This window comes from Methanofastidiosum sp., from assembly GCA_020854815.1.
Taxonomy (GTDB): domain Archaea; phylum Methanobacteriota_B; class Thermococci; order Methanofastidiosales; family Methanofastidiosaceae; genus Methanofastidiosum.
Map to the genome: position 1 here is coordinate 1 of JAHKLW010000020.1, position 14,904 is coordinate 14,904.

At 37.7% G+C, this 14,904-nt stretch carries 17 protein-coding genes; 13 read left to right on the forward strand and 4 right to left on the reverse strand.

Annotation, left to right across the window (positions count from 1 at the left end; genetic code table 11):
- The 8 genes from KO464_02015 to KO464_02050 form a co-directional block, all read left to right on the forward strand.
- Window positions 1-783: 4Fe-4S dicluster domain-containing protein (locus tag KO464_02015; protein MCC7572148.1), on the forward strand; the 783-nt coding region annotated here is incomplete at its 5' end.
- Between the two features lie 5 nt (window positions 784-788).
- A complete protein-coding gene (locus KO464_02020) occupies window positions 789-1,211 on the forward strand; it encodes a hydrogenase iron-sulfur subunit (protein MCC7572149.1) in 423 nt (140 codons plus the stop codon).
- On the forward strand, window positions 1,208-2,179 hold the full coding sequence (locus tag KO464_02025) for an oxidoreductase (protein ID MCC7572150.1): 972 nt from the start codon (window positions 1,208-1,210) through the stop codon (window positions 2,177-2,179). Before KO464_02020 ends, KO464_02025 begins: the two co-directional genes overlap by 4 nt.
- On the forward strand, window positions 2,176-3,633 hold the full coding sequence (locus KO464_02030) for a Ni/Fe hydrogenase subunit alpha (GenBank protein MCC7572151.1): 1,458 nt from the start codon (window positions 2,176-2,178) through the stop codon (window positions 3,631-3,633). The genes KO464_02025 and KO464_02030 overlap by 4 nt, the downstream gene beginning before the upstream one ends.
- The gene (locus tag KO464_02035) at window positions 3,633-4,037 is read left to right on the forward strand and encodes a 4Fe-4S dicluster domain-containing protein (protein MCC7572152.1); all 405 of its coding nucleotides are present in this window, start codon (window positions 3,633-3,635) and stop codon (window positions 4,035-4,037) included. The genes KO464_02030 and KO464_02035 overlap by 1 nt, the downstream gene beginning before the upstream one ends.
- Window positions 4,037-4,918: a CoB--CoM heterodisulfide reductase iron-sulfur subunit B family protein gene (locus KO464_02040; GenBank protein MCC7572153.1), complete on the forward strand. Its 882-nt coding sequence runs from the start codon at window positions 4,037-4,039 to the stop codon at window positions 4,916-4,918. Before KO464_02035 ends, KO464_02040 begins: the two co-directional genes overlap by 1 nt.
- Before the next feature lie 42 nt (window positions 4,919-4,960).
- Complete coding sequence (locus KO464_02045) at window positions 4,961-5,605, forward strand: 4Fe-4S dicluster domain-containing protein (protein MCC7572154.1); 645 nt, start codon at window positions 4,961-4,963, stop codon at window positions 5,603-5,605.
- 8 nt (window positions 5,606-5,613) lie between these two features.
- Entirely contained in the window at window positions 5,614-7,263 is a 1,650-nt protein-coding gene (locus KO464_02050; GenBank protein ID MCC7572155.1) for an FAD-binding protein, read from the forward strand.
- A gap of 28 nt (window positions 7,264-7,291) precedes the next feature.
- Here the strand turns inward: KO464_02050 and KO464_02055 are convergent, their stop codons facing one another.
- The 3 genes from KO464_02055 to KO464_02065 form a co-directional block, all read right to left on the reverse strand.
- The gene (locus tag KO464_02055; GenBank protein MCC7572156.1) at window positions 7,292-8,578 is read right to left on the reverse strand and encodes a phenylacetate--CoA ligase; all 1,287 of its coding nucleotides are present in this window, start codon (window positions 8,576-8,578) and stop codon (window positions 7,292-7,294) included.
- Window positions 8,579-8,787: 209 nt separating this feature from the next.
- Complete coding sequence (locus KO464_02060) at window positions 8,788-8,949, reverse strand: hypothetical protein (protein MCC7572157.1); 162 nt, start codon at window positions 8,947-8,949, stop codon at window positions 8,788-8,790.
- A gap of 50 nt (window positions 8,950-8,999) precedes the next feature.
- Window positions 9,000-9,527, reverse strand: a complete 528-nt coding sequence (locus KO464_02065; GenBank protein ID MCC7572158.1) for a hypothetical protein — start codon at window positions 9,525-9,527, stop codon at window positions 9,000-9,002.
- A gap of 128 nt (window positions 9,528-9,655) precedes the next feature.
- On the opposite strand from KO464_02065, the gene KO464_02070 reads away from it, so the two are divergent.
- Window positions 9,656-10,144, forward strand: a complete 489-nt coding sequence (locus tag KO464_02070) for a hypothetical protein (GenBank protein MCC7572159.1) — start codon at window positions 9,656-9,658, stop codon at window positions 10,142-10,144.
- A 17-nt stretch (window positions 10,145-10,161) separates the two neighbouring features.
- A complete protein-coding gene (locus tag KO464_02075; GenBank protein ID MCC7572160.1) occupies window positions 10,162-10,638 on the forward strand; it encodes a DUF2226 domain-containing protein in 477 nt (158 codons plus the stop codon).
- On the opposite strand, the gene hycI is transcribed toward KO464_02075, so the two are convergent.
- The gene (hycI, locus tag KO464_02080) at window positions 10,635-11,108 is read right to left on the reverse strand and encodes a hydrogenase maturation peptidase HycI (protein ID MCC7572161.1); all 474 of its coding nucleotides are present in this window, start codon (window positions 11,106-11,108) and stop codon (window positions 10,635-10,637) included. The two genes, KO464_02075 and hycI, sit on opposite strands and share 4 nt — an antisense overlap.
- Before the next feature lie 90 nt (window positions 11,109-11,198).
- On the opposite strand from hycI, the gene KO464_02085 reads away from it, so the two are divergent.
- The 3 genes from KO464_02085 to KO464_02095 are packed head-to-tail and all read left to right on the forward strand — an operon-like array spanning window position 11,199 to window position 14,837.
- On the forward strand, window positions 11,199-12,443 hold the full coding sequence (locus tag KO464_02085; GenBank protein ID MCC7572162.1) for a hypothetical protein: 1,245 nt from the start codon (window positions 11,199-11,201) through the stop codon (window positions 12,441-12,443).
- Between the two features lie 4 nt (window positions 12,444-12,447).
- Window positions 12,448-13,803: a phosphoglucosamine mutase gene (gene glmM / locus KO464_02090; GenBank protein ID MCC7572163.1), complete on the forward strand. Its 1,356-nt coding sequence runs from the start codon at window positions 12,448-12,450 to the stop codon at window positions 13,801-13,803.
- On the forward strand, window positions 13,797-14,837 hold the full coding sequence (locus tag KO464_02095) for a DUF2117 domain-containing protein (protein MCC7572164.1): 1,041 nt from the start codon (window positions 13,797-13,799) through the stop codon (window positions 14,835-14,837). Before glmM ends, KO464_02095 begins: the two co-directional genes overlap by 7 nt.
- Window positions 14,838-14,904 lie beyond the last annotated feature (67 nt).

Below are 14,904 nucleotides of genomic sequence, written 5' to 3' on the forward strand. Positions count from 1 at the left end.
GAGCACAAGCCTTACTGCTCAAAGATATGCTGTATGTACACTGCAAAGCATGCCATGCTTTTCAAGCACAAAGTCCACGATGGAAACGCATATGTATTCTACATTGATGTTAGGACTGCTGGAAAGGACTATGAGGAGTTTTATTACAGGACAACAGAAGAAGACCATGCGTTATACACTCGAGGTAAAGTTTCAAAAATATTTGAAGATGACGATAAGGTCGTTGTATGGGGAGTTGACACACTCACAGGCAAAAAAGTTGAGGTAAGAGCTGATCTCGCTGTATTGGCAATGGCAATTGAGCCATCAAATGGCATTATGGAGCTTAAGCAAAAATTAAAAATCGCAGTTGACGAAAATGGTTTTTTGAAGGAAGCTCACCCAAAATTAAGGCCAGTTGAAAGCATGACTTCTGGCATATTTTTTGCAGGTGCAGCACAAGGCCCAAAAGATATCCCTGAATCAGTTTCACAGGCAGGTGCCGCTGCATCAAAAGTTCTTTCTATGTTTTCCTCTGACTTCCTGCAAAAGGAGCCCTTGATATGTGAGATAGATGAGGATGTGTGTAGTGGGTGTGGCGTATGCATTACACTTTGCCCTTATGGTGCATTGGAGGCTGAGATTACAACTAAAGAAGGCAAAGAAGCCAAAAGATCAAAATTAAATGAAGCACTGTGCCAGGGCTGCGGTACATGCTCCTCTGCCTGTCCAAGTGGCGCCGCCACTATGAAAAATGATGATTCTAAAAACATGTTTAAGATGATTGAGGTCATACTGGAGTAGATTTTATGGAAAATTTCGAACCTAAAATTATAGCTTTTCTGTGCAAATGGTGCACTTATGCGGGGGCAGATCTTGCGGGAGTTTCTAGATTAAAGTTTTCCCCTAACGCTGTTCCTATAAAAGTAATGTGCTCAGGAAGAGTCGATCCATCCTTTATTCTTGATGCGTTTGCTAAAGGTGCCGACGGTGTTCTTGTAGGGGGTTGTCATCCAGGCGACTGCCACTATGCTCAGGGTAACTATAAAACACTTAGAAGGGTAAAACTTCTTAAAACATTGTTAGAAGATATGGGATTAGAAGAGGAGAGGTTAAGGTTAGAATGGATTTCAGCCAGTGAAGGGAACAAGTTCAGAGAGGTCGTAAATGACATGGTCATTAAAATAAAAGAGATTGGACCCTCTCCACTGAAAACGGAGGAATCAAAATGAGTAAAGCCAACATAGCATTTTACTGGGCTGCTTCTTGCGGTGGCTGCGAAATTGCTGTTTTAGATATCAATGAAAAAATATTGGATGTAATAGAAAAAGCAAACATCTTGATGTGGCCTGTTGCAATGGATACTAAATATGAGGATGTCAAAAAGATGAAAGACAACTCTATTGATGTATGCTTTTTTAACGGTGCTATCAGGACTAGTGAAAACGAAGAGCTTGCAAAGTTACTTAGAAAAAAATCAAAGATCCTCGTTGCATTTGGCTCATGTGCACATGAGGGGTGCATCCCTGCATTAGCGAACATGTTTAACAAAAAACTGATATTTGACCGAGCCTATAAAGAAACAGAAACAACAGTAAATAAAGATAATATTGCCCCAATGACCTCATTTGAAGTTAAGGAAGGAGAAATTCATATTCCAGAGTTTTATGATACTGTAAAAACTCTTGATCAGGTAGTTGATGTTGATTATTATATCCCCGGATGTCCGCCAACACCGAATATTGTTGAGGATGCTTTTAACAAATTCTTAAATGGTGATTTACCGCCAAAAGGTTCTGTTTTAGCACCTGTTAAAGCTTTGTGTGACGAGTGCCCACGAAAAAAGAAGGACAAGATGATTGAAACAATCTATCGCGTATACGAAAAGGAAGCAGATCCAGAAAAATGTTTCCTTGATCAGGGAATAATTTGTATGGGCCCAGCAACAAGATCTGGTTGTGGTCACCAGTGCATCTATGGGAATATGCCATGTACCGGATGTTTTGGAAAGACTCCGGAAGTAAGCGATCAGGGTGCAAAGATGATATCAGCTTTAGCTTCTGTATTGGCTGTGGAGAATGAGTTAGAACTTGACGAGAAAAAGGTAGATGATCTTATTTCAAAAATAAAGGATCCTGTTGGAACATTTTACAGATACTCACTTGCTTCGTCCTTCATTAAGAGAAAGGTGATTAAATGAAAAGAATAACAATAGACCCCATAACTAGACTTGAAGGCCATGGCAAAATTGAGATTTTCTTAAATGATAGCGGAAATGTCGAGAATGCTTACCTTCAGATACCAGAATTAAGAGGGTTTGAGAAGTTTAGCGAGGGAAGACTTGCAGAGGACATGCCACAGATTACATCAAGGATTTGTGGTGTATGCCCAGTTGCACATCATTTTGCTTCAACTAAGGCGTTAGACAATGCTTTTAACACACAGCCCACAGAAACTGCAAAGAAACTAAGAGAATTAATGTACTGTGGCTATGTCATATATGACCATATCCTGCACTTTTATTTCCTTGGCGGTCCTGACTTTGTCGTTGGACCAGACGCACCAAAAGGCGATAGAAATATTATAGGTGTTATCGGAAAGGTCGGCGTTGAAATAGGTAAAGAAGTGATAAAACATCGGGCATATGGGCAGAAGATAACAAAGATTCTTGGTGGAAAACCCACACACCCCGTATGTGGACTCCCTGGAGGGATTTCAAAGGGATTGAATGAAGAGGAACGAAACGAGATTGAATCGATGGCTGAATCCTGCGTGAAGTTCTCAGAATTTACCTTAAACTTTTTCAAAGATACTGTACTGAAAAATAAGGCGTATCTTGATCTCATCAAAAGCGATGCATACACACTTGAAACTTATAATATGGGGCTTGTCGATAAAAATAACAATCTTAACTTCTACGATGGAATGATACGAATCAAAAGCCCACTTGATAAAGAATTTGCCTCTTTTGATGGAAGCAAGTATGCCGAGTATATCGAAGAGCACGTTGAGCCATGGACCTATATGAAATATCCATACCTAAAGGAGATTGGCTGGAATGGACTTACCGGTGGTGTTGATAGCGGCGTATATCGTGTTGGGCCATTGGGGCGGATAAATGTCATTGATGGATTTACAACTCCACTTGCAAATGAAGCATATAAAGAATTAATTGAAACTCTGGGAAAACCAGTAAACTCAACTCTCGCCTTCCACTGGGCAAGATTGATAGAACTTCTCTATGCGTCTGAAAAGGTCTTGGAACTTAGCAGGGATAAGGATATACTAAAGCAAGATCTAAGGAACAAAGTTGGCATTCCAACAGAAGGAGTAGGCGTTGTTGAAGCTGCAAGAGGAACATTAATCCACCATTATAAACTCACAGAAGATGCAAAAATTGAAAAAGCAAATATGGTAGTTGCCACCACAAATAATGCCGGTGCAATATGCATGTCGGTCAGGGATGCGGCAAAAGGCATGATATCAAAGGGAAAAGTCAATGACGGAATACTTAACAGAGTAGAAATGGCCTTTAGGGCTTATGACCCATGCTTTGCATGTGCCACGCACTGCCTTCCTGGAACATCACCTATTGAAATATCGATATACAATAAGGATAGATCACTTATTAAGAGGATTGGGAGGGATATCTAGTGGTCTTTACCGTTTCTGAGAAGGGATTGGATCTAAGAAAATCTGTTGAAGAGATATCAGGACAGAACGTATTCCAGTGCTATCAGTGCGGTAAATGCTCAGCCACGTGTCCTGTTGTTGACAGCATGGACATGGCACCTAATAAGGTAATTAGATTTGTGCAGATAGGAGACCTTGAAGTTTTAGATCAGAACACCTTCTGGGTATGTGCAGCGTGTTTTACATGCTCTGCAAGATGTCCAAGAAGTGTTGACATAGCAAAGATAATGGAAGCTTTGAGAAATGTTATGTTGAGAAACAAACAGGATTTCATCAATATCTACTCTAAAGATTTCCTAGAGAAGATGATTGAAGAGGTCCCACAGATGGCGATTGTCGCCGCCATAAAGAAGGGGGTATGGTAATGGAATATCCCTATTACCCTGGATGTACATTAAAGACCACGGGGAGAAAAGATGAAGAGTCAGCCTTTGAAGTGGCGAAACTTTTGGGATTTGAACTAAAGGAGTTGCCTACATGGACCTGTTGCGGTGTAGTCTATAATCTTACTTCAGATGTGATGGCCGATCATCTTTCAGCTACAAGAACTCTGATAAGAGCACAGGAGATGGGGAGAGAGCTTAAAACAAATAAGCTTGTGACGTTGTGTTCAATGTGCTACAATGTTCTAAAACAGGTAAACCTGATGTACAAGGATAATCCTGACAAGCTATACAATGTCAATCTTTTCATGGACGCAGAAGAGGATTATCTAGGCAACATTGAGATTATGCACTTTTTAGAAGTTCTCTATAATGATATAGGGCCAGAAAAGATTAAAGAAAAGGTGAAAACTCCCCTAAAAAATCTAAAGGTTGATCCATATTACGGGTGCATGCTTCTCAGACCAAAAACAATCGCATTTGATAATCAAGATAATCCCCATGTGATGGGAGATATACTTTCGGCCCTTGGGGCAAATGTAATTGAAAATCCAATGACAGTTGAGTGCTGTGGCGCTCATCAAATTATAACAAACAAGGAGGCTGTTCTTGACTGTGCTCAAAGAATTGTCAATATTTCCCAGAGTAAGGGAGCTGATTTAATTGTTACACCATGTCCACTATGTCAGTATAATCTTACAACTGCACAGAAAAGTTTGTTTGAGAAAGGAAAGATTAATCACCAGACTCCTGTTATCTACCTCTCAGAATTACTGAGGATTTCTCTCTCCGATAATAATGAGAATTATTTGAAAGATTACAAGTTCATTAAAGATATATTAGAAGAAAGAGGGGGTTTATAGTTGGCTGAAAAAAATCAGATTCCATTAGTTAGTGTTTTTATAATGGGTAAGGAGTATAGGATCCCATCAGGGCTCACCCTGATGAAAGCCATGGAATATGCAGGCTATAGGTATACAAGAGGTGCAGGATGCAGGGCTGGGTTTTGTGGTGCATGTGCAACTATCTACCGATTGAAAGACGACTACAAATTAAAATCTGCTCTGGCGTGCCAGACTACAGTTGATGACGGCATGTATCTTGTCCAGTTACCATTTACACCGGCTAATAAGAAAAAATATGATATGGAAAATCTCAATATTGCACACAATGCTCTTCTAAAGGAATATCCGGAGATAGCGAGATGCATTAGCTGCAACAGTTGCACAAAAGTTTGCCCTCAAGAGCTAAAAGTCATGGATTATGTCCAGGCTTCACTTCGAGGGGATATAGAAAAGGCTGCCGACCTCTCTTTTGATTGTGTTCAGTGCGGGCTCTGTGCTTTTAGATGTCCTGCAGAAATTACTCAGTATCACGTTGGGCAGCTTGCAAGAAGATTGAATGGAAAATTTGTTACTCCAAAAGCACTTCATACAGAAGAAGCTGTGGTGAAATTAAATAGCGGAGTTTCAAAACAAGAAATTTCTAAGTTGAAGGTCTTAAAGCTTGATGAGATAAAAGAGCTTTACAAGAAGAGGTCGATTGAGTAGGTGTTTTGATGAAACTTATTAAAGGTTATCCGGAATCTATGAGAGAGTCTATTGAAAAAGTTGAAAAGACTAGAGAAAAACGACTCAAAGAGAAGTATAATCAGATGTCACTTGAGGAGAGGGATGATGTCCTAAATAAATTTCACCCCGACTATAAACCTGAGGTAAAAAGAACTCTTTCAGCCGGTCCATCAAAAGGCGAGATAGTTCCTTCTGAAGTCGCAGACTTAATTGAGTCATACCCTCTTATCTCTGAAAAAGACATTGATATTTCTAACATTGACTATGATGTCGACCTTCTCATTATCGGAGGTGGAGGGGCAGGAACAATGGCCGGTATCTGGGCCGCATATGAAGGTATAGACCCTGATGATATCCTTATGACAACTAAGCTAAGGCATGGAGATTCCAACTCAATAATGGCCCAAGGTGGCATACAGGCGGCAGACAAAGCTAACGATGCTCCTGAAATTCACTATCTTGATGTTATTGGTGGAGGTCACTTTGCAAATGACCCAGAACTTGTCGAGGCATTAGTTTCCGATGGGCCAGCGATCATAAAATGGTTTGAAGGAAAAGGTGTCATGTTTGACAAGCAAAAAGATGGAACCATGATTACTATCCACGGCGGAGGGACCTCCAGAAAAAGGATGCATTCTGCAAAAGACTACACCGGGATGGAGTTACTGAGGGTGATAAGGGATGAGTTCATTAATCTATCAATACCTGCAGTTGAATTTTCACCTGCAATAGAACTTTTAATGGACGATAAGGGCCAAGTTGCAGGGGCAGTTCTTTTCAACATCGAAACTCACCAGTATTATGTGGTCAGGGCCAAAGCTACAGTTATGGCTACAGGAGGTTTTGGCAGACTCCACATTCAGGGATTCCCAACAACAAATCATTACGGCGCAACTGCAGATGGGCTTGCAATGGCATATAGATGTGGTGCAAGACTTAGAGATATGGATTCGGTACAATACCACCCCACAGGCGCTGCTTTTCCAGAACAGATAGTTGGGCTTCTAATAACTGAAAAAGTCAGGGGGCTTGGTGCACAACCTTTGGATAAAAATGGGGAAATGTTCGTACACCCATTAGAGCCAAGAGACGTAGAAAGTGCCGCTTTCATAAAAGAATGCTACGGAACAGGCGGAGGAGTAGAAACTCCAACTGGGATGCAAGGCGTTTGGCTTGATTCTCCAATGATTGATATGATAAAAGGAGAAGGGGTTACAGAAAGAGAGCTGTCTGCTATGTATAGAATGTTTAAGAGATTTGACATAAACATGGTGGAGGATCCAATCCTAGTATTCCCCACATTGCACTACCAAAACGGCGGGGTCGTCATCGATGCAAACGGTGCAACTGAAATCAAAGGACTTTTTGCTGGAGGCGAAGTGACTGGTGGAGTTCATGGTAAGAACAGGCTTATGGGAAACTCACTTCTTGATTACTCCGTCTTTGGTAAAAGAGCTGGAATTTCTGCAGCAAGATACGCAAAGAAAGCATCAATAGGAAAATTAACTCTATCACACGTTACAAAGTATTCTGAACAATTGAGAAAGGCTGGGGCCCCTGAGAGCAGAAAATCACCTATGATTCTTCCAGAGTACCGGGGAAAAAATGTACTCTCAAGAGCCATAGATATATTCTAAAAAATATTTATTTTTAATAAAAAAAATTTTATTTCCAGACGTTTTTTCTATTGTCTTTAATTCTTTTTGCTTTGTGAGTTTCTCTTGGTAATGTCCCATCTTCATAAATCAAAACTTTTGGGGTTATGCCCAAAACTGCCCTAAGATCGCGTTGTACTTCACTTTCTAGCAATCTAATGTCGCCCTTGTATTCACAAGTACTTTCAATTTCAATTGTCAAGACGTCAAGGTGATTAATCCTGTCAACAACTAATCTATATTCCCCGGATAACTTCTTGTTTCCCCTTATAACTGGCTCCACACTTGAAGGTAATACATTTACCCCTTTTATGATAAGCATATCGTCTGTTCTTCCGCATATTCCCATTAATCTCTTGTGTGTTCTTCCACATGCACATTTGTCAATCTCATACGAAACTATGTCACCCGTTCTAAATCTTATCATTGGTCTTGCCATCTTTTTGATTGTAGTAAGGACCATTTCCCCTTCTTCGTTTTCTCCAACAGGCTCACCTGTCTTTAAATCCAGCACCTCAACAATCATGTGATCTTCAGCAAAATGAAGGCCTGATTTCTCTTCACATTCTCCAGCACATGCACCAAATATATCCGATAGGCCATAGTAATCGTAAACATCTGCATCCCACAGCTGCTCAATTCTCTTTTTTGTCGCACCAATAGATCCGCCCGGCTCCCCAGCAACAAATATTTTACCTATTGCTGTATCATGAGCTACATCAATCCCTTGTTTTTCTGCAGTTTCACCGAGATACCAAGCATAAGAGGGTGTAGTCCAAGTAATAGTTGGCTGGAACTGCATCATTATCCTAAGTAGCCTTTCTGAAGGTATAGTGCCTGCATGTATACACAACGCCCCAATCTTTTGGGCACCCAAGACGCACGGACCACCAACAAAAAGTGACATGTTTAAGGCGTGACAGTACCTGTCATTTTTTCTCATACCGGATGAATAAAATAACCTTGCTTCAAAATCCATAAAATCTTCAAAATCCTGCAAAGTAAAAGGGGAAGCTGTTGGCATCCCTGTGGAGCCGCTTGAAACTGATATATAGACTACTTCATCTTCTGGCACCGCAGTCATTTTACCTAATGGTGGGGCAGACTCTTGATCCTTCCTAATATTGTCTTTTTGGATAGTTGGAAGTATATTAATATCGGAAAGATTTTTGACATCCTCTGGGGAAACCCCGGCATCCCTAAAACTATTTCTATAGTATTCACTATTATTATAAGCATGATTCAATATATGTTTGAGGTGTTTAAGCTGGAATGCCTCCAGTTCCTCTCTTTTCATTGTTTCTATCTTTTCATCCCAATATTGCAAACTATCGACCCCATTTTAGGAGGAGAGAGCCCAAAAGGGCAAATCCTGATGAATTTTTTGGACATAAAGGAGGGTAATCATAATCGGAATAGTATCTCTCCTCCTATAATCCATTTTATACACTTCTTTATATATTTTTTGGTAGTAATATAACTAATAGGAATAATTATCCTGTAATTCTAGAATTCTTCTTGACATCTCGGACATTTTATCATAACGCATCCTGATGTTGCCATTGCACATGTTTTGCAAGAGACGACTCTTGAGTATTGCTTTGAAAAGACAAAGCCACACTTAGGACATTTAACTATATCGTTTGATGTATTTTTCCACGTAGCCATATACTCACTTTGAATTTTTAGGTTAACCTTATTTTTAACCTTTTCCATAGTTATTTTTTTGTAAAACGCCATTCACACCAAATATTATCCGGGCGGTCATCAGGAGGGCATAAATTACAACAAACGTCAATATTTGGCGAGAAATTTTCAACAAAAATTTTTAGATAATTGAATCTTACATTTTTGCAGGAAAACATGGGCAACTCTTTTTCGTTTCTAGTTTTCTGGGTGTGGCAGTCTGTTATCCGAAAAATCAGTTCGCCATCTTTAAGCTCTATATCCTTTGAAGGATTATCAAGTGACCAGCTTGTAAATCTTAATGCCTTTGAAAGTCCTTCTAGATCTGATTCAAGTGAGAACATCTGTTTGAGATATTTAGCTTCAATCTTCGCTAGATATTCCCAACAATTAACATCAATATCTGTAGCAGCTTCCATTCCAAACCTTTCTTCTATACCCAAAAAGTAGAGCCCATCCACCCTCCAAAGATTTTTGATATTGAAAAGCAAAAGGTCAATTAGCTCCCATTCGTTAAGCGATGAAAGCATTCTCATGTCATCATTTCTTGTGATATTCATTATTTTACCACCAGCAAATTTTGATATGAATTCCAAATTTAAGTCTAATTATTGCTCTCTAGAAAAACTTAAATAACGAAGAGTTAAGATATATATTAACCGAATAGAATTTATAACGAGGTGATAACTTGACCGTTGATATGAAATTAAGATTTACCCAAGTAATTATGAATGCATGGCTTTATGGCGTCGAATCAACAGCCAACGTGTTCTTTGACAAACCCAAGCTATTTTACCGGAAATGGGGAACAATAGCGATCCGTCCATTTATCGAATCTTGGGGAGAATTAGGAATGGAGTTTAAAAAAGGATTAAGCCCCTACAATACTGTCAAGATGTTTATAGATGCACTTGTCTCTGCCCAATTTTTTAATCCTGATGACTTTGAATTTAAAGGCGATGATAAAAATTTTAGCTTTAAGGCAATTCAATGCCCATATAAAGCTCACTGCATGAAGCTGATTGGCGAACAAAAGGAGATTGCCTGCCTTAGGGCAATAACATTGCTCGGTGCACTTGATTACGATATCGAAGGCGAATCCTTGAAGTATACATATAATTTTGAATTCAATGAAAATGCTCCCTGTATTGTATCGTTCGAAAGATTTAAAGACTAAAAATCTAGGGTATTGATATGAAACTCCCGAAAGGGCAAATAACAAAAACATATGTTAAATACGACATGAAGATGGATTCATTTGAAGAGTTCATCAAAGAGATTCTTAATGACTTTGACGGATTCACGGGATACATAAGGGTACTTGCTGACAAAGGAGAGTATGAAGAAGAGATTAAAGTCCTTTTATCTGAAGGAATGCTAATTGGAGGAGAGCGAAAATTATTAATCTCTGAAACAGTATTTTATGGTAACGAGTGTGGATTTGAAAATACTTTTGAATTTAAAAGATGTGGAATTTCAGTTGTAAGACTTAATTCAAATGATATTGACATGGTGAAGATATCGCATCCTGAATGTATTATTATTAAAGACGTTACCGAAGAAGAAATTGAATTAATTAATCCTCGGGAGCAGTTGTTGAAAAAATATCGGATTAAAGAGATGAGTGACTCAGAAATCACAAACCTTTTAGAAAAATTAAATGGCGATTAGCTAATTTCTTTTTTAATGATATCAAATATCTTATCGGCAGTTTCTTTTACTTCTGAGGAGATCTCGCTTCCAAAATCAATATTGGAAGCCTGTATTCCAAGAATGTACACATTGGCACCAATTTCTCTTGAAAGATATTTCCCGAGAACAGAAAGTGGCATTGAATGCGATGAAAAAGATATACCCGTTACTTCATTTATTCTAATAATCGCCAATTCTCCAGCTGATTTTTCCATGAAGGCTGCGTCTATTATAATTACATTGTCAGGTTGAAATCTTCTTAAATCATGGGTAAAGTTTTCTGGAACCAAATCCCCATTGAGACTATAGAATGATTCATTATTAAGCGCTGAGAGCTTTTTAGACAGATATGGGCCCACTCCATCGTCCCCTCTGAGTTCACTACCTACGCCTAATACTGCCACTTTTTTTTTAAGAATTTCTTTAAGAAATGTATCTATCTCTCGCATTCAATCTAACTTCTCAATTATTTTTTATTATTTTCTTGTTTTAATCACAACTTTTAAATGTATATCTGTGGAAAAATATTAGGGGATTATTTGGACAACATATGTATTTTTGAAGATAATATTTATGAGAACTTTTTACCCCTCACGTATTCGAGGCCTATTTTTGAGCTAAGATGCGGATTTAAAAATTTAAAAGAAAAAATTCAGTATTTTTTTCCCGATACACCCCTATGTCTTTTGATGAGAGATTATCTTAAACCTTTATTTTCTAATAATGATCTTTTTCTTAACGAATCAGTCAAAGGAGATATGCTCTTTATCAATGGAAGAATGATAATGAAAGAAAGGCCAGACATAAAGGAAGAAGGGATTTATTATGTTGATAATGAAGTTGCGTTTATTTATCTAAAAGAAAAAACATTGAATGCTGTTGATATTTCAGGATATAAAGACATTGAAAAATTGAAAAAAAGAGGATTAAAAGAATTTAAAATATCCAACATTAAGCTAATTAAATATCCTTGGGACCTCATAAATGAAAATAGTAATGAAATCAAGAGGGAATTTTTTGTTTACTGCTCCAATGAAATTAAAAATTCTCTTGATATAGATATAATGGGAGATAAGAAACTAATTTTTATCGGTAATGATGTTGAAGCCGAAAAAAACATTGTATTTGACGTAAGAAATGGGCCGATCTATATAGGGGATAATACAAATATTCGAGCTTTTTCTAGAATTGCGGGACCAACTTATATTGGAGAAAGTTGTCTCATAAAAAGTGGCAGGATACAGGAATGCTCAATTGGGAAAGTATGTAAAATTGGGGGTGAGATAGAAGAATCTATTTTTCATGGATATTCCAACAAGCAACACTTTGGATTTATCGGCCACTCTTACCTAGGAGAATGGGTTAATCTTGGGGCAGGCACTTCAAATAGCGACTTAAAAGACACATATGGGAATATCAAATATAAAATTTCAGGGAAGGTAATTGATTCTGGTGAGCAGTTTTTCGGATGCGTTCTAGGAGACAATGCGAAATCTTCTATTGGAACAATGATTTATACTGGAAAAAAGATTGGATTTGCCGCCCATATCCATGGCACAGTAACTGAAGATGTTCCAAGTTTTTGCATGTGGGCAAAATCACTCGGATCGGAGCCTTCAGAACTATTTTTTGATTCTGCAATAACAACATATTCTAGGGCAGCGGGGAGACGTGGAGTCATTATGACAAAAGAATATGGCGAACTAATGAAAAAAATATTTGAACTCACAAAAGATGAAAGAAATGATTGCGGCGTATCTTCCACTAAATTTTCCTTAAGGTGAATCAATGGAAATAATATTTGGAGTATCCGGACTTAGAGGCGTAGTTGGAGAAGGTCTATCTCCAGAGCTCATATGCAGTTATGTATCATCTTTTGCAAAAGAGATCCCTCAAGGTAAAGTTGTAATAGGCAATGATTCAAGGATCTCGGGGGATATGGTAAAAAATGCAGTTGTTTCTTCACTCCAAGCGTTGGGATTTGATATAATAGATATAGGAACTGCACCCACACCCACGGTCCAATTTGTGACAAAAATAAAAAATGCTTCGGGCGGTATATCGATAACTGCAAGTCACAACCCTGAGAAATGGAACGGATTAAAATTCATTGAGGGCAATGGAATCTTTTTTAACGAAAAAAAGATCATTGCAATTAAAAGAAATTTAGATGAAAAAAAATTTAAATTTCAGAGTTATGATAAACTCGGAAAATTAGTTATAGACACAAGTGCAAAAGAACTTCACATGAATTCTGTTTTTGAAAAGATTAACTTTGATTGTTTGGGCAAAGATAATTTCACAGTAGCTATTGATGCATGCAATGCTGCAGGCTCAGAATTTATCCCTCAGTTCATTGAGAAACTTGGATTCAAAGTGGTAAAATTAAATTGTAATATCGAAGCTTCTTTTCCTCGAAATCCTGAACCCCTAAAAGAAAATCTCTCTTCTTTTTCAGATTTTATAAAAGAAAATGGAAATATAGATATTGGCTTTGCCCTAGACGGGGACGCCGATAGAGTTGCCATACTAGATGAAAAAGGCCATTATATCGGGGAAGAAAATACACTTGTTCTTGCATCAAAATTCTTCATAGAGCATATGAATCCCCAAAATAAAACTGTTGTTACAAATCTTTCAACAACAAGGGCTCTTGACGACATAGTCTCGTCGAGCGGTGGCAGAGTTATTAGGTCAAAAGTTGGAGAGATAAATGTTGTAGAGGAAATGATCAGAGTCAACGCCTCGATTGGCGGAGAAGGAAACGGAGGCGTGATATTCCCAATGATTCAATATGCAAGAGACTCTCTTTCGGCAATTTCATTGATTTTATTGGGACTATCAAAGTCTAGGATGCCAATTTCTCTGGTAGTATCAGAGCTTCCAAAATACTATATGGTAAAAGAAAAAATAACAATTTCTAAAGAGTCATTTGAAAAAAATCTACCTTATGTAAAGGAATTTTTCACAGGCTACCCTTATACAGACATAGACGGATTGAAGTTTGATCTTGATGATTCTTGGATACATATCAGACCCTCAAATACGGAGCCTGTTGTAAGGATAATTGCAGAATCAAAAAGCATAGAAAAGGCAAATAAGCTAGTAGAAGAAACAAAGAATTTGATGAAAGCCCCATGTTAGCTCTTTTATTCCATGGAATTGACATTTTTTATGATGAGAGAAGTAAAGATATTTTGGATAAATTAAATAGTAGATACCCAATAAAACCTTATATTGTTGGGACGATGGGGATCACATCCCTTTTGGATAGTGGCATAGAGGGTGTTGAACTTCTTTTTAAAAGACCGTCTGTTGCCATATCAGAACTTAAGGACTTTGATTCAATATTATTAGTGTTGAAAGCAAGATCAATTGAAACAGCCAGGACTTTTCTTGGAGCAATAGGAGAAAGAACAGATTTTAGCGGTCAAATTTTAGGTATTGACATCAACACTAAATCTCTTTTTGAAATCAAATCGGGAATTTTGGATATCAAGGATTATTTGATTTCACTTGGATTTAAAGAAGAGCCAATAGGCAAAGGCATTGATGTCATTGTAGAAGATAATTATCTTATGAGAAAAATACGGGGATGCAACCCAGGAGAGTTTTTATTATTCAATGGGCTTGTAGTTGGTAAGATTATTGACGAAGATGTCAGGATATATGTTAAAGATAATAAGATTAAAATGATTCAGAATGTGCACATAAAAAAGCACGGATTAGAAAAAATAAGAGAAGTCGATATCTTCTCCCTAAAGGTCGATAGCACTCCTGGATTTGAAACAAGGAGGGCATCTATCATAAGAAAAATTGAAGGAGAAAATATTCTTTTCGTAAATCATGACGCATATTCGATATATAAAAATCTATCAAATCTATCCGGTGCTGTAACAGTTGGTGACGACACAACTAGAATTTCAGGATATATATTACAAAGATTTGGGATCCCTGTGATTGGGATTGTTGACGATGATAAAGACGGCGTCTTAAAGGGAGATTATTTCTATAAGGATTCAGTTCTTTTAGAAGTAGAAGGCGATGACATCTCAGGAGAAAAAATTCAATCCCATTTTTTTAAGGGAAAGATCCTCATAAAATCTGATTTTCAAAAGATAAAAAAAGAGATCGAGAATTATCTTGGTGAAGAAATAATAAGAAAAATTGAATACTAAAATATTATACAAAAAAATTATATAATATCTTATAGCATCTTACTTGTTCTTTATTTCTTTCTTTTTC

Coding starts and splice junctions, on each gene's coding strand:
- KO464_02045 (MCC7572154.1), top strand. CDS start 4,961: ATGGGTAAGGAGTATAGGATCCCATCAGGGCTCACCCTGATGAAAGCC.
- KO464_02095 (MCC7572164.1), top strand. CDS start 13,797: ATGTTAGCTCTTTTATTCCATGGAATTGACATTTTTTATGATGAGAGA.
- KO464_02025 (MCC7572150.1), top strand. CDS start 1,208: ATGAGTAAAGCCAACATAGCATTTTACTGGGCTGCTTCTTGCGGTGGC.
- KO464_02020 (MCC7572149.1), top strand. CDS start 789: ATGGAAAATTTCGAACCTAAAATTATAGCTTTTCTGTGCAAATGGTGC.
- KO464_02050 (MCC7572155.1), top strand. CDS start 5,614: ATGAAACTTATTAAAGGTTATCCGGAATCTATGAGAGAGTCTATTGAA.
- KO464_02055 (MCC7572156.1), bottom strand. CDS start 8,578: ATGAAAAGAGAGGAACTGGAGGCATTCCAGCTTAAACACCTCAAACAT.
- KO464_02060 (MCC7572157.1), bottom strand. CDS start 8,949: ATGGCTACGTGGAAAAATACATCAAACGATATAGTTAAATGTCCTAAG.
- hycI (MCC7572161.1), bottom strand. CDS start 11,108: ATGCGAGAGATAGATACATTTCTTAAAGAAATTCTTAAAAAAAAAGTG.
- KO464_02030 (MCC7572151.1), top strand. CDS start 2,176: ATGAAAAGAATAACAATAGACCCCATAACTAGACTTGAAGGCCATGGC.
- KO464_02075 (MCC7572160.1), top strand. CDS start 10,162: ATGAAACTCCCGAAAGGGCAAATAACAAAAACATATGTTAAATACGAC.
- glmM (MCC7572163.1), top strand. CDS start 12,448: ATGGAAATAATATTTGGAGTATCCGGACTTAGAGGCGTAGTTGGAGAA.
- KO464_02040 (MCC7572153.1), top strand. CDS start 4,037: ATGGAATATCCCTATTACCCTGGATGTACATTAAAGACCACGGGGAGA.
- KO464_02065 (MCC7572158.1), bottom strand. CDS start 9,527: ATGAATATCACAAGAAATGATGACATGAGAATGCTTTCATCGCTTAAC.